16 protein-coding genes, 1 tRNA gene, 1 other RNA gene and 4 pseudogenes are annotated in these 26,416 nt (G+C 60.6%); 13 read left to right on the top strand and 9 right to left on the bottom strand.

What is annotated here, in order from left to right; genetic code table 11:
- Positions 1–21: 21 nt before the first annotated feature.
- Together ACUCCZ_RS09940 and ACUCCZ_RS09935 are read right to left on the bottom strand one after the other, a co-directional pair.
- Positions 22–711 carry a hypothetical protein gene (locus ACUCCZ_RS09940; RefSeq protein WP_435917349.1) on the bottom strand — a complete coding sequence of 230 codons (690 nt, stop codon included), beginning with the start codon at positions 709–711 and terminating at the stop codon, positions 22–24.
- 2 nt (positions 712–713) lie between these two features.
- Positions 714–1,841: an RHS repeat-associated core domain-containing protein gene (locus ACUCCZ_RS09935; protein ID WP_435917406.1), complete on the bottom strand. Its 1,128-nt coding sequence runs from the start codon at positions 1,839–1,841 to the stop codon at positions 714–716.
- Between ACUCCZ_RS09935 and ACUCCZ_RS09930 the strand changes: the two genes are divergently transcribed.
- Positions 1,824–2,114 carry a hypothetical protein gene (locus tag ACUCCZ_RS09930; RefSeq protein ID WP_435917408.1) on the top strand — a complete coding sequence of 97 codons (291 nt, stop codon included), beginning with the start codon at positions 1,824–1,826 and terminating at the stop codon, positions 2,112–2,114. The two genes, ACUCCZ_RS09935 and ACUCCZ_RS09930, sit on opposite strands and share 18 nt — an antisense overlap.
- Before the next feature lie 93 nt (positions 2,115–2,207).
- On the opposite strand, the gene ACUCCZ_RS09925 is transcribed toward ACUCCZ_RS09930, so the two are convergent.
- On the bottom strand, positions 2,208–6,221 hold the full coding sequence (locus ACUCCZ_RS09925) for a DUF6531 domain-containing protein (RefSeq protein WP_435917348.1): 4,014 nt from the start codon (positions 6,219–6,221) through the stop codon (positions 2,208–2,210).
- Between the two features lie 403 nt (positions 6,222–6,624).
- Between ACUCCZ_RS09925 and ACUCCZ_RS09920 the strand changes: the two are divergent.
- The 3 genes and pseudogenes from ACUCCZ_RS09920 to ACUCCZ_RS09910 form a co-directional block, all read left to right on the top strand.
- Positions 6,625–7,041, top strand: a pseudogene (locus ACUCCZ_RS09920) (serine/threonine-protein kinase); the annotation flags it as partial.
- A 507-nt stretch (positions 7,042–7,548) separates the two neighbouring features.
- On the top strand, positions 7,549–8,289 hold the full coding sequence (locus tag ACUCCZ_RS09915) for a hypothetical protein (protein WP_260320468.1): 741 nt from the start codon (positions 7,549–7,551) through the stop codon (positions 8,287–8,289).
- A 375-nt stretch (positions 8,290–8,664) separates the two neighbouring features.
- Positions 8,665–9,561 carry an LppM family (lipo)protein gene (locus ACUCCZ_RS09910; protein ID WP_435933267.1) on the top strand — a complete coding sequence of 299 codons (897 nt, stop codon included), beginning with the start codon at positions 8,665–8,667 and terminating at the stop codon, positions 9,559–9,561.
- A gap of 239 nt (positions 9,562–9,800) precedes the next feature.
- On the opposite strand, the pseudogene ACUCCZ_RS09905 reads toward ACUCCZ_RS09910, so the two are convergent.
- The 4 genes and pseudogenes from ACUCCZ_RS09905 to ACUCCZ_RS09890 form a co-directional block, all read right to left on the bottom strand.
- Positions 9,801–10,248: pseudogene (locus ACUCCZ_RS09905) on the bottom strand (hypothetical protein).
- A pseudogene (locus tag ACUCCZ_RS09900) lies at positions 10,230–11,019 on the bottom strand (hypothetical protein); the annotation flags it as partial. The pseudogenes ACUCCZ_RS09900 and ACUCCZ_RS09905, both read right to left, overlap by 19 nt.
- Before the next feature lie 54 nt (positions 11,020–11,073).
- On the bottom strand, positions 11,074–11,520 hold the full coding sequence (locus tag ACUCCZ_RS09895; protein ID WP_082863957.1) for a hypothetical protein: 447 nt from the start codon (positions 11,518–11,520) through the stop codon (positions 11,074–11,076).
- Positions 11,502–16,695 (bottom strand): annotated as a pseudogene (locus ACUCCZ_RS09890) (DUF6531 domain-containing protein). Before ACUCCZ_RS09890 ends, ACUCCZ_RS09895 begins: the two are co-directional and overlap by 19 nt.
- Positions 16,696–16,809: 114 nt before the next feature.
- Here ACUCCZ_RS09890 and ACUCCZ_RS09885 point away from each other — a divergent pair.
- Positions 16,810–17,064, top strand: coding sequence for a hypothetical protein (locus ACUCCZ_RS09885; protein WP_042842900.1), 255 nt, complete (start codon positions 16,810–16,812; stop codon positions 17,062–17,064).
- Positions 17,065–17,303: 239 nt separating this feature from the next.
- Here the strand turns inward: ACUCCZ_RS09885 and ACUCCZ_RS09880 are convergent.
- Both ACUCCZ_RS09880 and ACUCCZ_RS09875 read right to left on the bottom strand, forming a co-directional pair.
- Positions 17,304–17,388 (bottom strand) — tRNA-Ser (locus ACUCCZ_RS09880).
- Between the two features lie 76 nt (positions 17,389–17,464).
- Positions 17,465–17,830 (bottom strand): RNA-binding S4 domain-containing protein, encoded by a 366-nt coding sequence (locus ACUCCZ_RS09875; protein WP_002549519.1) that lies wholly within the window; start codon positions 17,828–17,830, stop codon positions 17,465–17,467.
- Between the two features lie 127 nt (positions 17,831–17,957).
- On the opposite strand from ACUCCZ_RS09875, the gene ffs reads away from it, so the two are divergent.
- The 8 genes from ffs (at position 17,958) to ACUCCZ_RS09835 (ending at position 26,416) form a co-directional block, all read left to right on the top strand.
- Positions 17,958–18,054, top strand: an RNA gene (gene ffs, locus ACUCCZ_RS09870) — signal recognition particle sRNA small type.
- Positions 18,055–18,112: 58 nt separating this feature from the next.
- Complete coding sequence (locus ACUCCZ_RS09865) at positions 18,113–18,469, top strand: hypothetical protein (RefSeq protein WP_435917346.1); 357 nt, start codon at positions 18,113–18,115, stop codon at positions 18,467–18,469.
- A 106-nt stretch (positions 18,470–18,575) separates the two neighbouring features.
- Complete coding sequence (locus ACUCCZ_RS09860) at positions 18,576–21,248, top strand: DNA polymerase III subunit gamma and tau (RefSeq protein WP_435917405.1); 2,673 nt, start codon at positions 18,576–18,578, stop codon at positions 21,246–21,248.
- Positions 21,249–21,360: 112 nt separating this feature from the next.
- Positions 21,361–21,684 (top strand): YbaB/EbfC family nucleoid-associated protein, encoded by a 324-nt coding sequence (locus tag ACUCCZ_RS09855; protein WP_016666831.1) that lies wholly within the window; start codon positions 21,361–21,363, stop codon positions 21,682–21,684.
- Between the two features lie 30 nt (positions 21,685–21,714).
- Entirely contained in the window at positions 21,715–22,314 is a 600-nt protein-coding gene (gene recR / locus ACUCCZ_RS09850) for a recombination mediator RecR (protein ID WP_016666832.1), read from the top strand.
- Between the two features lie 105 nt (positions 22,315–22,419).
- A complete protein-coding gene (locus ACUCCZ_RS09845) occupies positions 22,420–22,995 on the top strand; it encodes a PadR family transcriptional regulator (RefSeq protein WP_016666833.1) in 576 nt (191 codons plus the stop codon).
- Between the two features lie 5 nt (positions 22,996–23,000).
- Positions 23,001–23,783: an ABC transporter ATP-binding protein gene (locus ACUCCZ_RS09840; protein ID WP_435917345.1), complete on the top strand. Its 783-nt coding sequence runs from the start codon at positions 23,001–23,003 to the stop codon at positions 23,781–23,783.
- Entirely contained in the window at positions 23,783–26,416 is a 2,634-nt protein-coding gene (locus ACUCCZ_RS09835) for an ABC transporter permease (protein WP_435917344.1), read from the top strand. Before ACUCCZ_RS09840 ends, ACUCCZ_RS09835 begins: the two co-directional genes overlap by 1 nt.

The raw sequence follows: 26,416 nt of genomic DNA, 5'->3' as shown, positions 1-26,416 counted from the left end.
GCCTCCTGCGTGACAGATCTGTTAGTCATCGTAGTGGTCGGGTGGGCCGATGAGGGTGTTGAGTTGTGCGAGGTGTTGGGGGTGGGTGTCGTAGAAGTCGCGGTGGTCGAGCCATACGTCGGCGGCGAGGAAGTTGCGTCTTTGTTGGGCGTGGTCTTCCCAGTCAGGGTCGGTGATGTCGGCGTCGGGGAGTCGGAGTTTGCGGTGGTGGAGTTCTTCGAGGAGGCGTATGTGGAATAGGGCGTAGTCGAATCGGTCGTATCCGATGTTAATTTTGGTTTTTCCGGCCCAGATTTTGTAGTGTTCTATGCCGATGTCGAGTCGGGTGATGTCGGTGAATCGGATTTCGCGGTGGAAGGGTCCGAATCGGGTCCAGACTTTGTCGTGGTCGACTCCGGGGTGGAGCCAGAGTCCTTGGGATATGGGTATGTATGCTGCGGTGAGGGCTCCGATTGCGACGGCCCATCCGGAGAAGCTGTCTCGGATGCCGTCGCTGTTGTCGATCAGCATCGAAATGAATGACCATGTGAGGCCGGCTGTCAGGGGTAGGAATACGGGGAGCATGAGGTAGGCGAGGGAGAAGACTCGGGGGTGGTGTGGGTTGTGGCTCATGCGGCGTTCCATGCGGGCGATGCCGTAGATGCCTTTTTCCTCGTATTGGAGGGGTGGGTTGTCCATGTCTGCTGCGAGGTAGCGGGGTTCGACGTTCATATTCATCGGCCTGTGTGGTGTAGGTGGGGGACGGTCCAGTTCTCGGCATGTGCACCGGAGAATCCGGCGTTGATGGACTCCCCAGTTGTTTCGGCGCCATTCTGAATAATGGTACTGGGGGTAATGTCTTCATGGTCCATCAGGCTTGACAGACAGTCTCTGGTGACGTTGCCCGCTGCCGACCAGGCTGCCTCGCGGGACGCCTCCCCCAAATGCCGGGCGAACCGGTGAAGCTGAGGATGGGCGGCGGTAGACACTGTGCTTCGCGTGGGAACACTGAGACGTACAGCCAGCCGTGTAGAACCCGGCAGAAGAGCCGAAAAAGCGCTTGCCGTGTTAGCTGTCATGAGGCCGGTCACGGTGAACTTCTTGTGGTTGATGACAGAATCAGAAATATATTCTACGCCGGATCCTAGTGGTTGCGCCACAAGATCTTCAATGAATTCATTGGAAATGTTTTCCGAGACGGCTTTACCCCAACCTTTATTGACGGCCATGCTGAACGCGCGCTGAATCTTTGATGCCCCATTGAGCTGAGCCCAAAGACTATTACCAGCATCGCTGATTTTCTCAATGTTACCGAATTGAGTTACCGCGCTTTTGGCTGTTTCGGACAGTTTAAGCATTTGGGAATTGACGAAATTTCCAGCACCAGCGGTCGCCGCACCAGCGATAGCTCCAATAGCGGCTTGTTTACGCACGTCGGCCCAGTTTACGTCGCCGGTGGAATATTGTTCGATGGCCATGGTTGATCCTCCGCCGATCAAGGCGCCGCTGGATGCTGCTGCGAGGAGGGCGAATCCAGTACCAGCCCCGATGCCGGTGGCCGTCAACCCGATACCGATGCCGATGAGGATTGCTCCGCCGATGAAGTGCTTGGACAAGATGCGGTGTTTGTGGGTGGCCCACCAGTGTCTCACGGGGTGGGTGAGGCCTGCGAGTTGGTCATCTGTGACGGGGTGGGTGCCAAGAGGGTCGGTGAGGGTAAGAGGGTTGTTGTTGGCGTAGTCGTAGGGATTGTTGGCCCATAGCGCTCCGGCGGGCGGAGTTTCTGGGTCGGGGGTCAGGAAGGTGGTGGTGGCGGGGTCGTAGAGGCGTGCTCCCCACCAGGGATGGCCATCAACGACCAGAGTGTTCCCGGCGAGTCTGATGGTGTCGGGGACTCCCTCGATTGCGGCGCTGACCGGTTGGTATGGGTCTTGGGGCTTGACGGGTGTGGTGGCTCGCCAGTGGTCGACCTCATCGACGGGTGTGGTGCCGAGGGTGCGGCCTGCTGGCAGGGCCAAGACGGGGTGGCCATCAATGGAGGTGGGAGCTCCGGTGACGAGGTCCCAGTCAACATGCACGTGCTGGTCCTGGGTAGCGACCCGGCTGGGATGTCCGAGTGCGTCGACGTGGGTTGAGACGGTGGTGGTGTCGGTGGTGACACCGGACAGCCAGCCCCTCGTGTCCCAGGAATATCGTCGATCACCGCTATCGCCTGTGGCGCTGGTGCGTCATCCTGCCGTGTCGTAGCCGTAGTGCGTGGTAGCGGTGTCGCCATGTGCACAGGTGCGGGTGTCGATGAGACGGCCGTGAGCGTCCCAGCTGAATACCGTTTCGCACCGGGCAGCGCCTTCAGAAGTGGTGTGGCTCGTGAGCCGGCCGTAGACGTCATGGGCCCAGGCGTGATGGGTGCGAGGCCCGATTGCTGTCATCAGTGACCCCGCCTGGTTGTAGCTGTAGGACCACACGCCGTCGGGCGTATCCAGCCCGGTTACGCGTCCCTGGTCGTCGCGTGTGATGCGGGTCGTGCGCCCATCATGGGTGTATCTGCACAGCAGGCCGCTGTCGTGGTCCCAGTGGTCGTGGTGGCCGGGTGTGGTGATGTCGGTCAGGCGCCCTGCATCATCCCATGTCAACGTCGCGGTACCCAGTGTGGAATGAGTGATACGGGCTGGCAGTCCATCATCGTGGTAAGCATACGAGACGCTGGTGTGGGTGTCGTCGGCCCGGACCAGACGACCTTCACGGTCCCAGTCCCAGTGGTGGTGGCTGATGACCTGGCCCTCGGCATCGGTGGTGGTGTGGTCGCAGATCAGCCCGCGTACATCGACGCCAATCAGGTGATGAAGCGGGGCTGCAGGGTCGGTATGAGAGGCAAGGCGACCGGCCGAGTCCCAGGTGTAGCGATGGATTCCGCCAGCGGGATCGGTGGATTCGATGATCTGGTCGAGCTGGTTGTACCGGTAGGTAGAGATAGCGTCAGTGCCGGTGGTTGCTGTCACGAGGCGACCACGCTTGTCCCAGGTGTAGCGGTGAACCTGGCCAGCAGCATCAACAGCGCTGATGAGCCGTCCGGCCTGGTCGTAACGGAACGATCGTTTTCCGGCAACCGGATCCCACGTACGTATTGGCCGTCCACAGGTGTCATAGTCGGCGCTGAAGGTGACGCGGCCGCCGACTCGGGTCTCGGCGAGACGGCCGACAGGATCCCAAGTGTAAGTGGTAGCCACCCCGGTTGGATCGACCACCTCAACGAGGCGAGAATCTGCGTCGTAGCGGTAGCAGGTGAGCGCGCCGGTCGGATCAGTGGTGCTCGCCAGACGCCCAGCCTCGTCATAAGAGTACTGCTCTTCCAACCCGGTGGGACTCGTGACAGCTGTTAGGTGCCCGGCCCGGTCGTAGCCGAACCGGATGTCCGCACCGAGAGAGTCAGTGAGCACGGCAGGCAGGCCTGCAGTGTTGTAGTCGATGCGGCTGGTGGCGCCGAACACATCAGTGGCTGAGACGACACGCCCGTAGTCGTCGACTTGAGTGGAGGCGATCACCCGACCGGCCGCGTTGGTGACCTGGGTGTGGTGGTCGGTGGTGGCGGCGTGCAAACTTGCCCCCGTCGGGTCGGTCAGCGAGGCAAGCTCACCGGTGACGGTGTAGGAAGCGCGCCACGTGCCCCCGGCAGGATCTGTTACCCCACACAACCGCGCCATCGCGTCGCGCAGGAATGCCCACCCTGCCCCATCCGGCAGTCCGATCCCTGTCAGGTCTCCGACCTCGTCATACGACAGGGTGGTCGTGGCGCCGGTGGGGTCGGTGATTGTGGTGATCTGGCCATCAGGACCCCACGTGTAGCAGGTGCGCCCACCATCGGGGGCTGTGGCCGTCTCGAGGTGCCCGGCGTCATCGTAGCTGTAAGACCAGCATGCCCCATCGGGGGCGATACGCTCGGTCAGGTGTCCAGCCTGGTCGTGGGCTGTCTGAGTGCGATATCCCAGTGGGGTAAGTATCTGGGTGACGTATCCGGCCAGGTCATGGCTGATGTGCCAGGTGGCGCCGACCCCGTTCGTTATGGCCGTGACCTGGCCATACTTGTCATAGTCGATACCGAGGCTGGTGCCCGTAGCATCGACGACTCTTCTCAATAGACCATGGCGCCACGTCATCGTCATTACGGTGCCGTGGGCATCAGCGAGACGTACCGGTGTGGGGTGGCTACCCTCGTAGCCGAGGCGCACCCGCAACTGACCGCCGCTTGAGACGGAGGTCAGCCGATCAGCTTCATCCCAAGTGTAATCGATGACCCCGCCTGTGGGCAGTGTGGTGTGGGTGCGATGGCCCCGTTCATCGTAGGCGTGACGGATCACTTTGCCTGCCCGATCCGTCGCCCCCACAAGATTGCCGTATCGGTCATACAGCATGGAGGTGCGCTGCCCGTCGGCATCAATGATTCCGACGGTACGGCCCCGCCCATCACTGATCCAGGTATTGCAATGATGACCCTGCCCGTCATCGGCAACCGTCACCCCACCCGGTAGGTATGTGAACCGTGTCAGATGTCCAGTCGCATCCAGCTGGGTGCGAATCCGCCCGAGGTCATCAAACGTGTTGACGCATTGAGCCGCCCCAGATGTATCGATGACCTGGGTCAGCAGCCAGCCATCCCATCGGTAACTGCAGACCCCGTCAGGGCGAGTCGCCTCTACCAATCGACCATGGTTGTCATAGACATAGTCCACGCTGCGACCATCATTGGCCACAGCCTTGACCAGACGTCCCTGCTCGTAGAGCAAATCTATTGATCGGTCCCACTCGGAATGCAAAGCGGCAGCCACACCCTCATGGCGTTCAACCCAAACACCATCACTGGTGTCGGAGCCCGAACCTACCCAGGCGCCAGCAGCGGTGAAGACCCATTTCTCGCCGGCGTTGTTACCGACAATCCACACCGGCCCACTCACGCCTGCAGGTTGAGCCACAGCCACATCGGCGGCGTCGCTGCGCCACAGCCACACATTGTCCTGAACTGCCCGCCACGGCCCATTCTCGTCGCCGTGGCAGACATTGGCTCCGGCGACCTCGCCAGCGCTACCAGGAGTCAGAGAAAACACAATCTCGCGACCATCATCACGCACCCAGCGTGCCTGGTCATCGTCGACGAGCAGGCGCTGATCCAGGATTGTCGACCAGCCAGGCCCCAGCACCCCGCACTGGGCAGAGCCATCGTAGGTGGCTGCCAGCGTCGAGTTGTACATCCGGGACATCACGAGTCGCTGGCTCAGTCCCCCATACGCCAGATCTGTCTCAGGGAGGACGAAATTGCCGGTCGTCGAGTTCACTGGGTCTTCGATGTACCCGGTGGCAGGGTCGATTCCACCCAGGGTTGGCGAGGAGACCTGAACATCCGCTCGAGTCACACTTACCCCGGCCGCCTTCAAACCGGCCTCCAAAGCCACATCGGTTAGCTTCACGGCTCCCGAGCCTCCAGCAGCGGCGAACGCTCGCCCCACGGTCTCCAGCCACGCGACATCGGCATCGTTGAGGCTTATCCATTGCTGGTACTGGCTGAACAGGCCATCCACCGTCAACGATCCATACTGGCAACTGGCGCAAAACTGTTCATACAGAGTTTCTAGGGCTGACGCGGGCAGCAACCCCCGATTTGCTCCATGAATGAGGCGGGCCCCACTGGTCAAGTGCGTCGGAACCGCACTCGAGACACCCCCCGAGGGTCCACGCAGCCCCTGATCGGTGTGGCGCTGGCCTGTCTGAGGCGGGTTCACCCACCGAGGAGCGGGTGGATTTGGCTTCGGCAAAGGCGCAGTACCACCAGTCCCAAACATGAGGTGCTCTACTTTGCGTCCGGCTTCGGCAGCCGCGTCTTCGAGTGCATGCAGTCCATGCTTGAACCAGTTCTCATCGGCGTGGGCGGTCACGTAGTCACGCACTTGCTGCCGTCGCGCGTTCTCCTTGCGAGCCTCTTCAGCCAGGTACTCCACCTCCATGGCGGTCTGGTTGAATGCCTGTGTGAACTCGGCTGCGTCCGTCGAGCACACCTGCATGTTCCGTCGAAACAGGTGCGAGAAGAACCCGCGGAATTCGGTTGACGCCACAGACTCGGCGTGGCCACGTTCACTGTCGAAGACGGTCACCTTGCCTGCAGCGGCGCGGAGCTTGGTCGCGAATTCGGCCGCTACCCCAAAGTCGAAGGTGACAGGATTCTGGTAGTCACCCAGATCACTCGTATCAGACACGGAAACCTCACACTACCGACGCACTACGTTTGGGAAATAATCCCGCGCCTCAAACCCTGGACGGCGCGGATGTAACAATCGTCACTCAAAAGTTTGAAAAGTTTACCGTGACGCCATGTGACGGTTGCATAGCGTGGCATCACTGTGCACAGAAACGAGACAATAGTACGGAGAATGGTGGCGAGATGACGTATCATCTCGCCACCGGGTGAAAGTATCCTTACTGGCCGCCGCCAGCAGTGAAAATGTCCGTTGCGATTTTCTGCAGGTTTGCCCGCAGCTGCTCCAGTTCAGCCTTCGCCTTCTCCAAAGCGCTCCGGGTCTCAGGCCACACCTGACCGCGGAACTGGGCCGCCAAGGGGCCATCCCACACATCAGGGGCAGATTAGTGACGACCGGATCAATGGCACCCGGCGCTGCATTGGCGGTGACCCGTCAGGTGGTTGAGGCCTTGTCTTACGCCCATGGGCGTGGGGTCGTCCATCGTGACATCAAGCCGGACAACATCATTCTCACCAATCCCGACGGCATCCAGAACCCTGGGGTGAAGGTTGCAGATTTCGGAATCGCGAAGATCCTTGGCGAGTCATCGACGGCTACGCACCTGGTCGGAACAGCGCACTACCTGGCGCCTGAACTCATCAGTGACAATGTGGTGAGCCCGAGTGCCGATGTGTATGCCTTGGGCGTGACGCTTTACCAGATGGTGTCAGGTCAGTTGCCATTCGGCACGGGCGATGACAATCCGTACTCCGTTGCTGAGCGCCATGTGCACTCCACCCCGGCGGTGATTCCGGGGCTAGACGGCCAGGTGTGGGGCCTTGTCAGAGGGATGCTCGCCAAGAATCCGGTCGATCGCCTGTCAGACAATGACGTCGTCAACCTGGTGGATGACATCATTGTCGACGTTGAGGGGCAGCCGCCGCTAGCTGTGCCCGAGGGGACATTGGCTCCCCATACCATGACCATGCTTCGGCAAGCGACGTCACTGACGACTCCAGGGAGTGACGAGAAGTCGCTCGCCAAGCTCGACGATGGACAAGCCCCCATCGATCTGGAGCATCTGCGCACCCTTGGTATTTCTGCCTCGGCCACTGTGCTCAAGGCCGGTCCGGGGATAGATGGGGAGACGCTTGATGACCTGCCGGTAGAAGAAGCGACCGAGAAGTCGTGGTGGTCGAGCCGCATACACCGAATCATCATCTATGCCGCAGTAATTCTCGTCATCGCGGCAGTGGTCATCGTATGGATGATGGCTGGCAGCGGCTCGGGAAACGCCGACAAGCAGGGGACGAAAGTGGTTGACGGACTGAGCGCCTCGTTGCCGATGCAAACGTACCCGTCTGGGCTGAATGTTTCGCGAGCAGCGACAGTCAGCAAGGGGACTGTGAAGTACACTCTCACCTATCGCACGATCAAGAAGCCCGTGAGGGGAGATGTGCTCGAGGTGGTCAGCTCAGCCCATTCATGCCCCGATGCAACATGGGACGACACTGTCAAGGTTGCGTCACACAGCCCGGCCCTGACTTCCATCGACGCCAAATGTGGGTGGACAATCACGCTGGAGGCTCTTTCACAGGAAGAGCCGGTGACGGTCACAGCGAAATTTTCGGCAAAGGAAGCCGCGATCAGTAATCAGGAAAACCTGCAGACGTGGCTCCAAGATCAGCAGCAAGCTACCGACAAGGCGTTAAATGATGACGCTGACACCTCGACCTCGTACTCTTTGCAACGGCTGCAGACCATGAGGATCAAAATACCTTCGCGAGTCAAAGAAGGATCGGCGATACCAGTGACGATTCTAGGAACGTGGCCGGCGGGTGAAAATAAGATGACGCCGATCTACACCACGCCTTTCAACTCAAATCCGACGAGCATCCTCACCGACATCACAGGAGGCAAGTTGGAGAACGTTCGGCTCACGGATCGTTGTTCGGGCGCAGTGTCCATCACTCCGGACGGCCACGACGTGAGTGCTCTGCATCCGGCTTCGTGCAGCATCGGTGCAGAGATCGGGAATTATCAGGTGCAGGAGAGCCCGATCACCATTGTTGCTGGTGGATCGTAACGAGGCCGGCCGAAACATGAAGTTTGTGGTTTTTGGGAAGGGTTCCCACGGGCATCGTTGTTGGTATTGATCTGAGAAGCCGTGGCGATTGTGGGAAGCTGGCCGAACCTGATTCCGTAGCGGCTGGGGGGATTGCGGCCAAAATGTGACGCAAGTCCGTGCGAGGCTCTGTGCGGTATCTTGAATTGTGCTATATCGAGGAATTCTCCTTGACTGCCGGTTGGTATATCCCCGTGCAGTCGAGGAACTGAGTCATCGCTACTTCGCACGTCATGAGACTGCCATCACTGATGCCCGCTGCTCGCCAGATTGAGCCGTGAGCGCCACGCTCAAACCTGAAGGCACAGGTCTCCCGTTCATGATATAATATGGGCTATGTTCAATCTGCCGCGCCCGGTGAGGTGCTGTTTGGTGGTTCTGCTTGCTCCTGTCGTCATGGGTGCCGCGAAATTCAACTATGGCATGGAGATTGGAGACGAGGATCACGTCCGCTCCACGTTCGTCTACGGTATCTCTAGAGTAGACGTAGAGAAGGCAGGGAAGAAGCCCTCAGATTTCTCCGATTGCGACAAGATGCTCGATGTGTCTGCCTCAGACAAGCAACGCGGCGCAAAAATTGAGTTCGTCGAGGACGAGGAATACATTGGCTGCAAATACACGGTGACCACCACTGCAGATGACGCGCGGGGCGTTGGATTGGGATTGACTTTTGATGCGGACAAGGTGTCACTGTCCATTGGTAAGAAATTTTTCGACGGTGTTGAGCTTGATAAAAGCACGATAGGTGACTTTAAAGTCTCGGTAACGTTCCCTGGTAAGGTGATTAGCCACTCGGGTTCAAGCAGTGTTGACGGCAATACTGTCACGTGGACTGATTTCAAGGACTCTACATCGGGGTTGAAGGCAGTGAGCGAGCGACCTGCCGGTGCGGCGGCGGGTTCGTCTTTTTGGAGGGGCTACGGGAGACATGGCATCAGAGGGGGCCTCATTGGCCTCATCGTGGGTATTGCCTCCTACTTTGGTAACAAGAGACGTGCGAAGAGGATGCGAGCGAAGTCTGGCGGAGCTCCCGCGACCACTCAGTACCCGGGATATGGGCAACCGCAGCCCCAAGAATGGCAGGCTCCGGGCCAGGACGGTCACCAGTATGGGGAATCGATGAGCTCCGGGGGTAACCAACCTTATATGCAGGATGGTCGTTACATCGGAGACCCGTGGAGTGCAAATTCGACGAACACTTCAGGGTTTAACGAGAAACCCAATCCAAGATAGATGCGCACCGGGGCGTTGCTCGCCCCAGCGTGGTCTGTGGTAATTCCCTGTGGTGAATCGTTGAGTCGTGTCAGCTTCTATGCCGCAGGTGAGTAGGGTTCGGGTTCGTCCACCAGTGATAGCGGATCTAGCAGGGTATTCTCTGCGTAGTTGACGTGCCCTGTTGCGATTTTTTGGTGGATCTTGCTTTTCTCGCGGCTTGCGAAGCTTCCTTTCGCTGTTTGATGTTTGGTTTACTGTTAACGTAGCCATGTTTTGGGGACGATGTGGTGCCACCACTTGGGTACGACGGGTTCGTGGCTGAAGGCCCACGACCAATCATTGAGGATAGTGCGATTCGTGCAGTCGAATATGTCAACATAGTTTGATCCAGTTATCCTGCTTGTGTCATCCACATGATTTATGCGGGTGTAGGATATGGTCTCAGTGCTTGTATATGCGCACAAATTTTACTGACTGTATTGCGTAAATCGGTTTTTGGATATTTAAGAGGAATGGCTCGACCATCTGAATTTCCAGGTGTGTATTCGGAATGTAGTCGTATTTGGATGGCCTAAATGACAGATCTCCTGGCCTTCCGATGCATTCAGAATCGACGTAAATTTCGGACAATTTTCCTATAACGAGCGGTCCGATTTCTGAAAGGCTAATGATTCTGTACGGTGCTTCTATTTCTTCGTTTCCCATTGATTTTTCACCTGCTTGTCGGTGATGAGTATTTGGTTTCCGCCTCCGGGTAATTGGCCTAAGGTGTCTGAGTCTTCGATGGCTTTGACGGGTTGCACTCCGGCTGCACCTTCGTAGAATGGCGCGAATTGTGGTATCTCGTATTCGGAGATGTGGTTAGCCTTGTTGCCCCATTGTGGGGCCAGTGCTAGGTCGAGTTGGGTTTGGAGGGGTCCCGCTGGTCGTGTCCGGGATACGTAGCCGCCGACCTCGTAGTTTGGATTACTCCAGCTACGGTAGGTTGTGATGGGTTTTATGGCGATCTTGCTTTTGAATGTGGCTCCACGGAATGATGTTGCCTCGTTCAGGTTTAACTGGCCATTTCTGTGGTATCGTGCGAGGAAGGTTGTTGGCTCTTTCCTAACTCCAAGGGTTGTGTTATGGGGTCCGAAGTGTCCGGTGGGTATTGAGTCTGGGAGTGTGTCGTATGTTTTTCCTCCTATCGTGGCGGTGGTGCCTCCGAAGGCGGCACCGCTGAGTGTTTCTCCGCCTACTTGCTCTAGGTAGGTTTCGGCGTTGTGGGGCCCGGGTGATGTTATCCAGTGGTAGTTGCCCATCACGTAGCCTTGGGTTGCCGGCTTCTATCCCGCGGGAGAGGAGAGTTTGAGTTCCGGGACCTGCGATTTTGCCGGATATGGGGCCTGCGATGGGTTCCAGGACTCCCGATAAGACAGCCTCTCCGTAGTCGACGTGGCCGTGTGTAATCTGCTGGAAAACCATTTCACTTTCGGCGTTACCAATCCAGTGAGAGAGCAGCACTGTTTCATTGAGTGTGTCGACTATATGCTAATAAAGCCATTTATCAGGAATGAGGTGGTGCCACCAACTAGGCTCTATAGGCTCATGACTGAACGCCCACGACCAGCCATTAAAGAGGCTCCGCTTTGTATAATCCCCTATGTCCACGTAGTGGATTCCTGTTATTTCGCTTCTCTTGTGTCCTTCATGCATGGCGTAGTGGGATATAGGACCAGCGGCGTAGACCCGCACGAACCAAACGGCTTGTATTGCGTATTGCGGCTTTTTTATATCTAGAATAAATGGCTCCGACATCGTTATCGTAAGTCGAGTGTTTGGAATATAGTCATACTTGATTGGAGAGAAAAACAGGTCTCCTGGCTTTCCTATGCATCCGGTGTCCAGATTTATCTGTGTCAAGCTGTTTATAATAATGGGTCCTACTTGGGATATATCGATTTCTCGAAAGGGACGTTCTACTTCTTGGATTTCCATCGGTCTAGTACCTGCTTGTCGATGATGAGTATTTGGTTTCCGCCTCCGGGTAATTGGCCTAAGGTGTCTGAGTCTTCGATGGCTTTGACGGGTTGCACTCCGGCTGCACCTTCGTAGAATGGCGCGAATTGTGGTATCTCGTATTCGGAGATGTGGTTAGCCTTGTTGCCCCATTGTGGGGCCAGTGCTAGGTCGAGTTGGGTTTGGAGGGGTCCCGCTGGTCGTGTCCGGGATACGTAGCCGCCGACCTCGTAGTTTGGATTACTCCAGCTACGGTAGGTTGTGATGGGTTTTATGGCGATTTTGCTTTTGAATGTGGCTCCACGGAATGAGGTTGCCTGTCCGAAGTCCAGTTTGCCGTTTCTTTGGTATTTTCGAATGAACGTCTCGGGCTGTTTACCAACGCGGAGTATCGTGTTATGGGGTCCAAAATGTCCGGTGGGTATTGAGTCTGGGAGGGCGTCGTATGCTTTTCCTCCCATCTTGGCGGTGATGCCTCCGAAGGCGGCGCCGCTGAGTGTTTCTCCGCCTACTTGCTCTAGGTAGGTTTCGGCGTTGTGGGGCCCGGGTGATGTTACCCAGTGGTAGTTGCCCATCACGTAGCCTTGGGTCGTGCCGGCTTCTATCCCGCGGGTGAGGAGAGTTCGAGTTCCGAGACCTGCGATTTCGCTGAGTCCCGAGCCTCCCGTAGGTGCCAACGCTCCGGACAAGGCAACCTCCCCATAGTCGACGTGGCCGCGTACGACTTGCTGGAAAACCATGTCGCCTCCGGCGCCGATCAGCATCGCCCCGGGCACCTCAGCCCCAAAACACATCAGGACTCCTCCGAGGGCAGCCAGACTAACACCCCCGAGAGTCTCCCACGAGAACACGTTGCGGATGTGGCGGTCCCACAGGTTTCGGGTGTCAATAGTGCCAGCGAATTGGCGCATCTGGGCATCAGTGACGGGTCTGAGGCCTAATGGATCGGCTAGCGCAAGGGGATTGGTGGCGGCGTAACCGTAGCTGGCGGCCTCCCACAAGGATCCTGGTGGCGCCGCAAGCGGGTCAATGGTCAGGAAACTCGCCGTGGTGGAGTCATAAACGCGCGCTCCCATCCATGCCAAACCAGCTACACCAAGATGACCTCCCGTCATACTGATGTCCGCCGTCAGGTGTTCTTGGATCAACGTATACGGGTCGAGGGGATCGGTGGCTGGGCGACGCCACGGCTCATCCTGATCGCTGTCTGCGCTCACTGGTGTCAGAACACTGCCGTCGGGAAGTGGCAGTGCTGGTATGCCGCCAACCTGGACTAGCTGAGGTTCACCGGTCGCAAGATCCCACGCAATCGGGGTTCGTCCGGCAGGACCGGACACGTCGGTCAGGCATCCGAAAGCGTCGACATGTGTGGCAAATTCCTGTGAGCGACCTGCTCGGAAAGTCATCACTCCCGCCAGCCAGCCCCGTGAATCCCACCTGAACTCCTCGCGCATCCCAGCCGAGGATGCAGCCTCGATTCGTCGGCCGCATGGGTCGTATCGGTAGTGCGTCTCTACTGTGCTGTCACCAGGCCCCAATTGCGTCACCGTGCTGACGAGTTCGCCGGCGAGGTCGTAGTTGTAGTGACAGGTTTGACTGGTGCCGGCGTCCTGACACGTCGTGGTGACGAGCCGTCCCGCCGTGTCATAAACCCATCGGCGGCTCGATCCATCAAGGCCGTCGGCGGACGTGAGCGAGCCGGAATCGTCATACCCGTACCGGAAATCCCCGTATGGTGCGCTCACCCGGAGTACTCGGCCCATCTCGTCGCGACTGATGGTCGTGGACCCGCGGGAGGAGGTGTGGCTAGTGACGAAACCACCAGTATACCCCCACTGCTGTTGATCCAGAGGAGTGCCTAGCTTCGCGAGACGACCGACCGCGTCCCATTCCAAGCTCACCTCACCCAATCGAGAGTGGCGAATCGACCCCCAATACACCGGTGTTGGTGTATGCGTAATCGATAGAATCACCAGTCAACGTGAGATGACGTACCCGACGCCCCTCGGCGTCGTACCACCACTGTTCGGACGAGGTGAGTGGCCCCTCGTCCACAATCGATTCGTCTCCCGGCACGGGGACGACGCTGTGGGTCAACAGCAGCCCACGAGGGTCGTACCCCAACAGGTGGCGCGACGGGAAAGCAGGATCGGTGTAGTCATCAATAGTGACCGTGCGGGTGGTCGGCGTGATGAGGATACGACTGACCAGCTGGTCATCAATGTATTCCTCGACGCCCTTAGGGCCGAGACGACGGCTGACAACCGTGCCATCCGGGCGGGTGATGGCGGCCAGGGCTCCGGACTTGTCCCAGGTATATTCGGTAATTCGCCCCAGTGGGTCGGTGGCGGCGATTATCTGCCCACACTCGTCATACCGATACGTGGTGAGGCCACCACCCGGATCGGTGCGGGTGACGAGTCGGCCACACCGGTCGTAGCCGTACTGCGAGACGCCACCAGCCGAGTTAGTCGCTGCCACCAGTTGGCCAGCAAGGTCGTAACTGAAATGACGCTGTCCATACACTAGATCGCAACTGAACACGAGTCTGCCGCATGGGTCATATCGGTACTGGCTCACTCCAGCGCCAGGAACATGACTGAGCACAACACGTCCCATGGCGTCATACTCGTAGCGCGCGGTCTCGCCAGTTGGATCAGTTACTGTCGCCACCTGGAAATCTGAGGTGTAGGAATAGCGCGTCACGCGGCCTGCGGGATCGGTGACATCAACCATCCTCCCACACGCGTCATAGCTGTAACTCGTGCGCAGCCCGGTGGGGCTGACGAGGGCCACAATGCGGCCCGCTAGATCGCGCTCCACATGGGTCACCGCGCCAGACTCGTCCTGAAACTCAACCGGTCGGCCACACAAATCACGAGCGACGATCTGCTGGGCGCCAGTGACATCGGTGACGGCAGTAGTAAGACCGTAGGGATCGGCATCGACGCGGTGGAGTTGGTGCCCGTGACTATCCGAGGCGGTGCTGGCAGTGAGACCGTCAATAAAGACCCTGGCGAAACCGGCTGGATCAGTGACGCCGGAAAGATTGCCATCAACGTCATAGGCATACGTCCACCTGGCCTCGTCCGGTGCCACCACCTGCGTCAACCGCGATAGCGCGTCATGGATGAAGCTCCAAGCGCTGCCGTCGGGGAGCTGCATGCCCGCCAGGTTCCCCAAGTGGTCGTAGGAGTGTTCAATGACGCGCCCGAGAGGATCAATGACCCTGGAGATCTGACCGTCTGGGTGATACTCCCACTTTGTGACCCCACTATCGGGGGCAACCAACTCGATCAGATGACCGGCCACATCATAACGATGCTCCCATGTCGCGCCATCCGGTGTGACCACGGCAGCCAGGCGGCCAGCATCGTCGTAGCTGAACCGCGTCGTGGCACCACCCGGCGAGATCGTTTCGACGATCCGTCCCGCCTCGTCACGGATGAGGCGGGAAGCCTCCCCATGGGCATCCTCGACGCGCACCAATTCTGCATGATGGTCATAGGAAAACCTCAGGCTCACCCCGACAGGATTCGTGGCGCGCAGAAGCAATCCATCCTTCCACTCCGCAGCGGTCACGCCACCGCACGGATCCGTGACGCGCACTGGATCACGCTCGGTGCCGTCATACTCGAAGGTGGTCTGGGCACCATTGGCCAGGGTTGTGCTCACAAGCCGGTCCAGATCATCCCACGAACAGTCGATCATGCCCCCAGTAGGAAGGTCCGTGTGCGTCAGTCGCCCCCGCTGGTCATAGCGGTGTGAGGTGACGTTTCCAGCCCGATCGACACAACGCACCATATTGCCGAAGGAATCGTAGGCCATCGAAACCTGGCCACCATGGGCGTCGACCACACCCGTGGTGCGACCGTGAGCATCACATATCCAGGTATTGGCATTGGTGCCATCCGCATCGCTGGCGGCGGTGACGCCCCCAGGCAGATACCTGAAACGGATAGTACGACCGTTAGCGGCTTGTTGGGACGTGATCCGGCCCCGGTCGTCGTAGCTGTTGATGCACTCCGCGTTGCCACATGCATCCACCACGGTCGTGATGAGCGTGTCATCCCACTCGTAACGCCGTGAACCGTCGGGCCTGACCACCTGTACGAGTCGCTCTTGGTCGTCGTAGGAGTACCGGCAGCGACGGCCATCACTGGAAACAGCCGACATCACTTTGGTGCCGTCATACGACACCGAGATCCTGTAGCCCCACGACGTTTCCATCGCGGTCACGCGATCGCCTTCCCGCACGGTATGCACGACGTCTCTTTGCGAAGATCCGCTGCACACCCATGCGCCACCTTCAGTGAAAACCCATCGACCTCCCCGGTTGTCCGAGATCACCCACACCCATTGTGATGTGGCCGGATCGCGAAGGAACTCCGGAAGTTGGGAAGCAGAGACCCGACTGAGCCACAGATTCTCACCCTGAGCTCGCCACTGTTCGACAGGCTTTTCGTCTTCCTCTGCCGGATTGGGTAGCTGATTGGTCGTCGGTAGGACTGCTGTCGGTGCAGCCTCCACCGCGAAGACGATATGCCTGCCATCCTCACGCACCCACTCGACGCACCCCGGCTTGACGAGCAGGCACTGGTCAAGGATGCTGGCCCACCCCGGGCCGAAAACCCCACCCTGTCCCCGAACAGCCTGGATAGAGTTGTACATCCTGCTGAGGGCGAGGGGGGATGACGCTGCCGCGAAGGCCAGATCGGTCTCGGGCTCGATGAAATTCCCGGTTGCCGAGTTAATGGGATCCTCAAGGTACCCAGTGCGCGGATCAATACCCGACAGCCCCGGGGATGTGATGTCGAGATCGGTACGCCACAAAGGGGTTCCAGCAGCTCTCAAGGCGGCTCGCAGGGCAGAGTTAGGCAAAGTAATAACACCAGAGCCAGCAGCTTGAAACGCCTTGGCTACCGCGTGCAACCACTCGACGTCTCCGTCATTGAGGCCCCGCCACCGATCCAGCTGCACGAACAGATCCCCGACCTCCACGGTGCCGTACTTGCACTGGGAGGTGAAGTCGTCGAACCAGCCCGCCAGGACTGATCCCGAGGGTACCTGTGCTGCGGCTTCCCCCAACACCTGTGCGGCACTGGTGAGATCCTTGGGGTCCGCCGCAGATACTCCACCCGATGAGCCTCGGATCGACCGATCTTGCTGACGCTGGCGTGTCAAAGGCAGGCGGAGCAACTGGGGCGGCGGAGGCTCGGCGGGCGTGAGATTGGGCGGGACATCCACACCTGTGAAGAAATCCCGCACATGATCGCCAAAATCGTCATGCTGCGCCGCGAAGTCGCGGACCTTTTGTCGTCGCTCGTTCTCGAGTCGAGCCTGCTCGGTAAGATAGTCCACTATGTCAGCGGCGGCAGTCAATGCCTCCGACAACGCCTCGGCATCCGCCGAGCACACCTGCATGTTCTGCGCGAAGACAGTCGCGAAGAAACCTCGGAATTCTCTTGCAGCAATGGATTCGACACGAGGTGTACGCGCGTGGAAGATATTTATCCGCTGTGAAGTCCACCGTAGCTGGGACGAGAACCCCTCGGCGGTTGAGAAGTTGAATTCCACCGGATTCTGATAGTCGCCGAAAATACTGAAATCGACCACGTCATGATCCTTGCTGATCCGAAAAGTCCTTTAGCTGATGGCGAAAGATTACCACCAGCCAAGACGAGCAGGCCGTGCGCACGCCCATCGCACCAACCCGAAACAAAACGAGCCCGCCCCTGGCGAACCGAGGGGCGGGCTAACCGCGGAGGATACGAGATTCGAACTCGTGAGGGCGTGAACCCAACCCGCTTTCCAAGCGAGCGCCATAGGCCTCTAGGCGAATCCTCCGCCGAGTAAGATACATGGGTTCGGCGCGCGGCGCCAATTTGCCTGCGGGTTGTGCTCCGGGACCGACGATGGACTCTTAGTAATGGGAGTCCCGACCACGGAGCCGATCAATCTCGCGACGGTCCTTCTTGGTCGGTCGTCCAGCCCCACGGTCGCGGCGAGCAAGGGGAGCCGACAGATAGGCGGGTCGGGGAGCCGACAGGTCCTCGTAGGCCTCGACCGCGAGTTTGGCGCCGACCCGCTTGGCGATCGGGTTGACAACCTTGAGAACCCGGTCCCATCCCGGGGTGTGAATGGTGACGGTATCGCCGGGTTTTACGTCGTGGGAGGGCTTGACTGGATCCCCATTGAGGCGAATATGGCCGCCTTTGACGGCGTCGGTGGCCAACGATCGGGACTTGTAAGCGCGCACCGACCATAGCCACACGTCGATCCTCGTCATCATGCCTCCCTTGCTGTGGAAAACGTGTCAGCAATGCTATGGCGAGCCACGCGTTGTTGCAGCCGATGATGATGCGCGCAGCATTACCACGGGTTGTTCCCTGGATAGGGCGTCGGTTAGAGTGGGACTCGGTTCCCCGTGCGGCGGCACCTGACTGAACTCCCCCAGGACCGAGAGGTAGCAAGGGTAGGTTGGCTCTACCGGGTGCGCGGGGAGCCCTTTTCATGTCCGCGGCAGCCGTGCCTCATACGGTTTCGATCAAGGCTCGGGAGGAGGGTCGCCATGGACGATCAGCGACGCATCATCACCACCGATCGTGCCGGTTCGATATGGGCAGGCATCACCTGGTGCTCGCTGCTGCTCTTTGCCGTCGCCGGCATCCTGGGAATGATGGCCCAGACGATGCTTCCGGCCAATCTCGGTTACCCCCAACTCCACGACAGTGGGGTGCCAATGTGGCTCACATGGACAGTCGTCGGCATAGACGTCGTAGCTTTCTTCATCCCCCCGCTGGTGACAACGTCATGCGCTCGTAAAGCCAAGCGCCTCGGCCACCCGGTGCGTTCTGCGGTCCAGATCGCATGGACCACCTTTGCGGTTGTGGCAGTGGTGAGTTTCGTGCTGGTCTTCTTTGGTTGAGTCGCTGTCTGAGGCTGTTTCGCGCCCTCCCCGCAGGACCGATGAGGCTGTGTCGTGGTCGTCAACTAGGGTTTCCCCTGTGGATGAGACGGTGCCTGAGCCGGGCATGGAGGATGAGGCCGTCGAGCCTGAGGCCTTCGAACAAGACGGTCCCGATCTTTTCGGCGACGAGGAGTCGCCGCGTCCCGTCATGCCCCCTGACGAAGCCACCCCTGACGACGACCTGCCCTCTGACCCGCGTGACCCTGGGTTGCTGGACGGTCCCGAGACCCCTGAGGAACCCGATGGTCTCGAGACCGACGAGGATGAGGAGGATGGCGTAGACGTCAACGAGCGAGTCCGGGAACTCATGGTGGAAGACCCCGAGACCATCGTTGATGACGATCTGCCAGAGCCTCCCCTGGCCCTCTACCGGCGTTACCGTCCCGAGGTCTTCGACGAGGTCATCGGTGAGGACCACGTCATTGAGCCCCTCAAACGTGCCATCGCCAACAATCGTGTCAATCACGCCTACCTGTTCTCAGGACCGCGTGGCTGTGGCAAGACAACCACCGCTCGCATCCTTGCACGAGCGCTGAACTGTGAACAAGGTCCGACGCCGACTCCTTGCGGAAAGTGTCAGTCCTGTCGCGACCTGGCCTGCGGCGGCCCCGGATCCATTGACGTCATCGAGATTGACGCGGCCTCTCACGGTGGCGTGGATGACGCTCGGGACCTGAGGGAGCGCGCCTTTTTCGCCCCAGTGCATTCGCGCTACAAGATCTACATCATCGACGAGGCCCACATGGTCACCCCGCAGGGCTTCAATGCCTTGCTGAAACTCGTTGAGGAGCCCCCGCCGCACGTTAAGTTCATCTTTGCGACGACAGAACCAGAAAAAGTCATCGGGACAATTCGCTCCCGGACTCACCATTACCCGTTCCGCCTGGTGCCTCCGAAGGTTCTCGTCGATTATCTGGCTGGGCTGTGCAGCAAGGAGGACATCGACGTCGACCACGCCGTCCTGCCGCTGGTGGTGCGCGCCGGCGGCGGGTCCGTGAGAGACAGCCTTTCCGTGCTTGACCAGCTTCTCGGCGGTGCCGCTGATGGCCATGTCAGCTACGAGCAAGCCGCGGCGCTACTCGGCTACACCCCAGATGCTCTCCTCGACGAGATCGTCGACGCTTTCGCCGCGGGGGACGCCCACCAGGTCTTTGCGACCATCGACAAGGTCATCGAGGTGGGTCAAGATCCCCGCCGTTTCGGCGAGGACCTGCTGCGGCGGATGCGTGACCTCGTCATCATCTCCGCGGTGCCCGACGCCTGCCGGAGCGGACTCATCGACGTGTCACCAGAGCAAGCCACCCGACTTACCCATCAGGTGGCCGGATTCGGCCCAGGCGAGCTCACCCGCGCGGCTGAGGTGCTGGCGACGGGGCTGACACATATGCGAGGCACCACGGCCCCGAGGCTCCACCTGGAGCTGATGTGCTCGCGGATCCTGCTGCCGGGAGCCGACACCGATGGTCGGGGCATCCATGCACGGTTGGAACGGTTGGAGCGGAGAATTGGTGTCTCTGGCCCCGTCGACACTGCCGAAGCCGCCGAGACCACGGCCCAGTCTGCCTCTCGGGACACGTCGCTGCAGGACGATTCTCCGCAGCACCGACAAGCGGAGAACCCGTCAACCCCCGAGCGCCGGTCCGAGCCGGAACACCGCGACGTCCCGGCGGTTGGAAGGCGTCAGTCCGGGCGTCCGCGACCCAGCCGTAAGGATTACCGGCCCAGCAATCACTCGACGGATCAGCCGCCGTCCCCGCAGCACTACCGAGGCCAGCAGAATCAGGTGCCACAGAGGCCAGAGCAGCAGACTGGCCCCTCACCTAGTCAGCAGCAGCCTCAGGCGCAGGACCATCAGCCCTCCGATCATCAACTCGCCGACCACCAGGGTTCCTCGCCAGTTCAGCCCCAGCAGGCTGAAAGTGGCGCTGACAACGCCATCGACATCACGATGCTGCGTCGCGAGTGGCCGCAGGTACTTGAGGCTGTCAAGGATGGCGGGCGCGTCGCATGGATGGTCCTCAGCAGGTACGCTCAGGTGCTCGAGGTCCACGGTAACCAAGCCACGTTGGGATTCAACAACACGGGCGCCCGGGAAAACTTCGCTTCCGGTAATTACCCGAAGATTTTGCACGACGCCGTCGTGAAGGTATTGGGTGTGGACTTGACCTTCACCGCAGTCGTCGGGGAGCCTCCGGCAGCCGTCCGGCCCGAGCCGCAACGTGGCGAGGCCCATCTGCAGGAGGTCCCGCCAGTTGCTCAGGAACCACCCGATGATGGCCCCTGGGAGCAAGGGCCGCACCGCCAAGGACCGAATCGGGGCGATGGCCCGCCGGACCCTACCCGTCCCGGTCGGGATTCCCAGGGCCGACAGGGCAACCGTCAGCCGAGTTCTGACGACGCGCCTGGGGAGGCGCCGGGAACCAGCTCCCATCCCAGCGAGCAAGGGGAGGACGGCTCTGCCCCCGACACCACGACCGAGGACCAGTCCGGAGATGTTCGCGATGACGTCGTCGAATCGGGGCCCGTGACTGGCGCCCTTAGGTGGAGTGAGCGCGCCAAGGGAAGCGTGCGGTCCCTGGAGACGACGTCGCAACCGGTCCAGATGGAAGAACCGCCTGATGACGACGGGGATTGGGACGACACCGTGTTGGAGGAGTCCGCCGAAAGCCCTATTGACCTCATCATGCGCGAGCTAGGCGGGGTCGTCATCGACACTGACGGCGAGACGGCTGGATGAATGGCGGTCGAACAGCTTCGGCTCGCGATCTTGTCGTCGCCGGACGGCTACTGTGGGTCACGACACCGCCCCACCAGCGAGGACCAGGGGCCACACACATACGGGAGACACCATGACCACTGGAGGATTCGACCTCAGCGGAATCGACATGGGCGCCTTGCTCGCCCAGGCTCAGTCCGTCCAGGGCCAGCTCGAGGCGGCCCAGAACCAGCTCGCGGAGAGCAGCTTCGAGGGTACTGCCGGCGGCGGACTTGTCCGTGCCACCGTCACCGGAACTGGCGATCTCGATGCCCTGACGATCACTCCCGAGGCCCTCGAGGGCACCGATGCCGAGATCCTCGCCGATCTCGTCGTGGCTGCCGTCAAGGACGCCACCGAGCAGGCCCACACCATGCAGCAGTCCCTCATGCCACAGATGCCGGGCCTCGGGCTCTGATCCACCCCCACACGTCAGACAGGAGAATTGATGTACGACGGTCCGCTGCAGGAACTCATTGACGCCCTTTCCCGGCTACCCGGGATCGGGCCGAAGGGTGCACAGCGGATCGCCTTCCACATCCTCGACGCCCCGGCAGAGGAGGTCAACGAACTGGCCGACGCCCTGCGCGAGGTCAAGGAGAAGGCTAAGTTCTGCAAGATCTGCTTCAACGTCTCCTCCGACGAGGTGTGCCAGTACTGCCGCGACCCGCGTCGGGACCGGTCAATGATCTGCGTCGTCGAGGAGTCCAAGGACGTCATCGCCGTGGAGCGCACCCGTCAGTTTCGTGGCCTCTACCACGTCCTGGGTGGGGCCATCTCCCCGCTGGATGGCAAGGGTCCTGCTGACCTTCACATCCGTGAGCTGTGCCAGCGCCTGGCCGACGAGACGGTGACCGAGGTCATCCTGGCCATGAACCCGAACCTCGAGGGGGAGGCGACGGCGACCTACCTGTCTCGTCTCATCAGCCCCATGGGTGTGACGGTGTCGCGTCTGGCTTCCGGCCTGCCCGTCGGCGGCGATCTGGAGTACGCTGATGAGGTGACCTTGGGGCGTGCCTTCGAAGGACGTCTCCATGTCGGCGCCTGATCCGCGATGTGTCTCACCAAGTGGTCAGGAGCGGCGATTCCTTGACTAATGGATACCGCGTATGCGACTCTTGACCAAGATTGCATCACGTCACCCGGAGGTCACATGTCCATCAGGTTCGCCATCCTCGCTTTACTGGCTGAGAAGCCCCGTCACGGCTATGAGATCAAAAATGAGTTTGATCGCCGTACAAATCACACCTGGCCCCTCAATATTGGACAGGTTTACACAACCTTGGACCGCCTCGAGCGTGATCGGCTGTGCTTCCGGGGCGACGAGACCCCCGATGGCCGGGTCATTGCCACCATCACCCCGGAGGGTCGCGAAGAGGTGCGCAAGTGGTTCGCCACCCCGATCACCCCGGCAAATCCGCCGCGTAACGAGCTGGCCATCAAGATTGCCCTTGCGGCCACCTCGAAGGAGGTCGACGTCGCTGCCCTCATCCAGGATCAGCGCCGCGCCACCATGCACCAGTTGCAGGAATACCGCCAGGCCCGCCGCGGTGTCGCCGAGGAAGACCTCGCCGGCCAGCTCCTCGTTGACGGAATGATCTTCGTCGCCGAGGCCGAGATCCGCTGGCTTGACCACTGTGAATCCAAGGCCATCCAGACCTCCCGCTGCCGCCATGACGAGCCCGTCGAGGCCGTGACCGAAGAGCCCAAGGTCACCCAGGAGGCCTGAACCGCATGACGTCGACCCCGCCGCGCGCCGCTGACGAGATCACCCTTCCGGCGCCTCGCACCGTCTTGTCCCTGGACCACGTGAGTCGTTCCTTCGGTGAGGGCGAGCAACGGGTCGACGCCATCATCGACGTCAGTCTGGGCATCAATCCCGGTACCTTCGCAGCCGTCATGGGGCCATCAGGCTCGGGCAAGTCCACCCTGCTCGGCCTCGCCGGCGGACTGGATCAGCCCACCTCCGGCACGGTTTCCGTATGTGGAGAGCCGCTGGGGGGCATGTCCCGTGACGACCTGGCACGGGTGCGACGCCGTCAGCTCGGCTTCGTCTTCCAGGATTACAACCTCGTCCCCACCCTCACCGCGGTCGAGAATGTCTCCCTGCCCCTTGAACTCGACGGGGCATCGGCCAAGCGTGCCCGCAATGCGGCTGAGATCGCCCTGGAACGTGTCGGTCTGCCCGACCTTGCTGATCGTCACATCGAGGAGATGTCGGGTGGACAGCGCCAGCGGGTCGCCATCGCGCGCGGCATTGTCGGGGACCGCCGGGTACTCCTCGCCGACGAGCCCACCGGTGCCCTTGATTCTGCGACGGGTGACGACATCATGGCCCTCATCCGGGCGCTTGCCGACGAGGGGGTTGCCGTCGTCCTGGTGACCCACGAGGCACGCCACGCAGCCTGGGCAGACCGCGTGGTCTTCCTGCGTGACGGCCAACTCGTCGATGAGTCCCAGGTCGTCAGCGACCCCATGGAACTCCTCAGCCACAACCCGAAGCGCGGGGAGTGGTGATGGGAACCGAGAACACCCCCGACAGCGGCGCCACCGTCCGACTCTCCGGAGAGGTCGTCGCACGTGGACGATCCCACCGCCGTCTCATCACCCGGTTGGCCGTCCGGGACATCCGCAAGCACAAGGCGCGTTCCCTGCTCATCGTGCTGCTGATAGCCCTGCCCGTGGCCATCATGTCCGGGCTGGGCACGATCTTCGAGGCCGATGGAACCACCACGGAGGGCCAGGCCGTCTCGAAGTATGGCGACGCCGACATGCTCATCATGCCGATTGAGGACTGGGATGGTCATTGCTCCCAGTACGGTCCGGATTCCGCTCACTGTGGCGTCCAGGGATCGCCGACTCCCGAGTTGCACGCTCGTCAAAGGCAGGCGATGGAGAACCTTCACGTCGCGGGCCACGAGCTGTATCCGTTGCGGACCCAGACTGTCGACGTGGCATGGCGATCTGCCACCTTCGAGGTCATCGTCAAGGGGATGGACGTGACCGCCATGCGTCCTGATCGCATGGAGTTCCCGAGTGGCCCGATGCCTCGTGGCAACAGCGTCTGGGTCTCCGGGGACGCCGCGAAGACGTATGGCTGGTCCATCGGCTCACACGTCACCATCGAGGGTCGTCAACGTACCATCACAGGGCTGACGCGGGACCGGTCCAGCTACGAACCGACTTTCTGGGTGGGACCCGAGGATCCACTCGTCATGAATGGGGATCTCATCTATTACGTCAGAGGTCCGCAGCTCGCCAAGGAACAGATCGCGAAACTCAACGCGTCGGGCCTGGGCGTCGAGGACCGGAAATCCGACAGTGCCTCTGACGATGACGGCCTCGTCGCCGGCCAGATCTTCGCCCTGGTCCTGGCTGCCGCCGTTCTCTCCTCGATCGTCACCGCCACCATCGCTGCTGCTGCCTTCTCCATCGGGGCTCGCCAGCAGCGTCGCATGCTCGCTCTGTTGGGAACCACCGGTGCAGCCCGACGAGACCTCATGGGTGTGATGATCGGCCAAGGACTGTTGCTCGGCTCGATGGGCGCGGTGCTCGGAGTAGTGCTCGGCATCGGAGTGGCCAATGCGTTCGTGGCCATCGGACGCCGAGCCAATCCCGGATACCTCCTGACCTACAGCGTCGACTGGGAGTACGCAATCATCGGCCTGGTCATCGGTCTGTTGGCAGCGGTGGTCGCCTGTTGGTTCCCGGCGCGGGAGGTGGCTCGGCAGGACGTCCTCATGGGGGTTCAACATGCTGAGGCAGCTGCCCCTCCAGCACGTCGTCCGATCGCAGCGACCGTCGTGGCGATCGTTGGAGTGCTCGTTGGGATCGGTGTCGTCGTCTACGATCTCGTCCACGTGTCGGGCTCCGACGACGTCATCCCTCTCAACATCGGGATCGTCGTCACCATCGTCATCTTGTATCTGGCCGCGATCTTGGCTCTGCCGCGGCTTGTTGACAGGCTGTCTGGGCGGCCGTCCTCGCGACTGTCGCTCCGCTTTGCGCTGCGCGATCTCAACCGGAATCGGGGAAGGGCGGTTGCCGGAGCAGCGGCGTCGATGGCCATCACCGTCCTGGCATGTGCCTTCGTGACGTTGGCGGACGGCATCGCCATCCAGGAGCGAAACAACTACCAGCCGACTTATGCCGCCAACGTGGCGGTGTTGGCTGGGGACGACACCGGTGGGCATCATGTTTCTGGAAAACGCATGAGCAAGGAGATCAAGCAGGTTGAGGCAGTCTTCGGGCCATCCGTGAAGTACCAGCGTGCGGTGGAACCTGTCACCTGCGACAAGGACGGACAGAACTGCAGCAACAGTCTCGATATGAATGTGAGCAATCTGTACATCCCATCGGTGGTCATTGACGATGGCACCCTCTACGAGTTGCTGACTGGGCAGGATGCCGATGATGAGGTCATGAAGGCCCTTGACGAGGGCATCATCCTCTTCCAACCCGATGCGCGAGAACGATCCCGGGAATCAGTCTTCCAGGACGGTGGACCGAATGGGGCCCATGACCTCGAGGTGACGGCGATCAGGGCCCCCGAGAACTCTCTCGGCCTCCAGATGCCAGCCCTCATCGGACGCAACACTGCTGCCAAGGTGCTGGGAGTCAGTCCCGACGACATGAAGACCCAGACGACGGACACGTGGCTTCGTCTGCCACACCCCCCGACCTCGGAGGAGGGGGACCGTCTGCAGCGCTCCCTGATGGACATCACCGGAAGCACCTCCGACTTTTTCTGGGAAGAGGGATACGCGGACATCTCGGGAACCGTCGTGCGCTGGGCAGCGATCATCGGGGCGCTCCTGGCCACCTTTGTGGGAGCCGTGGTACTTGCCCTGACCTTGTCGGACTCTAACGCCTCGCGTACTGCCATCGCATCGGTGGGAGCCTCCACCGCGACGCTGCGACGCATGGTTGCGGCACAGGCCTTCGTCACGACAGGTATCGGCCAGGTGCTCGGGTTGATCGTGGGATTCGTGCCCATCGTCATCATGATTGCGTGTGCCGACACGGTGCAGCCTGTCGCATGGCCACTCGGCTGGCTGGCACTCATCGTGGTCGTCCCGCCGGTCCTGCTGGGGCTCGTGGCCAGGTGGTGTGTCCCGGTGCCCAAGGCCCGGATGACCCGGGTGGACTGA

The organism is Cutibacterium nasicola (assembly GCF_052654715.2).
Note: the sequence above shows the minus strand (reverse complement) of the source record. Positions and strands in the feature narration are given on the sequence as shown.

Excerpts from the sequence above, each read along its gene's own strand:
- ACUCCZ_RS09940 (WP_435917349.1), bottom strand. The coding sequence starts at position 711 with ATGAACGTCGAACCCCGCTACCTCGCAGCAGACATGGACAACCCACCC.
- ACUCCZ_RS09930 (WP_435917408.1), top strand. The coding sequence starts at position 1,824 with ATGGCCATCAACGACCAGAGTGTTCCCGGCGAGTCTGATGGTGTCGGG.
- ACUCCZ_RS09915 (WP_260320468.1), top strand. The coding sequence starts at position 7,549 with ATGCAAACGTACCCGTCTGGGCTGAATGTTTCGCGAGCAGCGACAGTC.
- ACUCCZ_RS09910 (WP_435933267.1), top strand. The coding sequence starts at position 8,665 with ATGTTCAATCTGCCGCGCCCGGTGAGGTGCTGTTTGGTGGTTCTGCTT.
- ACUCCZ_RS09895 (WP_082863957.1), bottom strand. The coding sequence starts at position 11,520 with ATGGAAATCCAAGAAGTAGAACGTCCCTTTCGAGAAATCGATATATCC.
- ACUCCZ_RS09885 (WP_042842900.1), top strand. The coding sequence starts at position 16,810 with ATGATCGCCAAAATCGTCATGCTGCGCCGCGAAGTCGCGGACCTTTTG.
- ACUCCZ_RS09875 (WP_002549519.1), bottom strand. The coding sequence starts at position 17,830 with ATGACGAGGATCGACGTGTGGCTATGGTCGGTGCGCGCTTACAAGTCC.
- ACUCCZ_RS09865 (WP_435917346.1), top strand. The coding sequence starts at position 18,113 with ATGGACGATCAGCGACGCATCATCACCACCGATCGTGCCGGTTCGATA.
- ACUCCZ_RS09860 (WP_435917405.1), top strand. The coding sequence starts at position 18,576 with ATGGAGGATGAGGCCGTCGAGCCTGAGGCCTTCGAACAAGACGGTCCC.
- ACUCCZ_RS09855 (WP_016666831.1), top strand. The coding sequence starts at position 21,361 with ATGACCACTGGAGGATTCGACCTCAGCGGAATCGACATGGGCGCCTTG.
- recR (WP_016666832.1), top strand. The coding sequence starts at position 21,715 with ATGTACGACGGTCCGCTGCAGGAACTCATTGACGCCCTTTCCCGGCTA.
- ACUCCZ_RS09845 (WP_016666833.1), top strand. The coding sequence starts at position 22,420 with ATGTCCATCAGGTTCGCCATCCTCGCTTTACTGGCTGAGAAGCCCCGT.
- ACUCCZ_RS09840 (WP_435917345.1), top strand. The coding sequence starts at position 23,001 with ATGACGTCGACCCCGCCGCGCGCCGCTGACGAGATCACCCTTCCGGCG.
- ACUCCZ_RS09835 (WP_435917344.1), top strand. The coding sequence starts at position 23,783 with ATGGGAACCGAGAACACCCCCGACAGCGGCGCCACCGTCCGACTCTCC.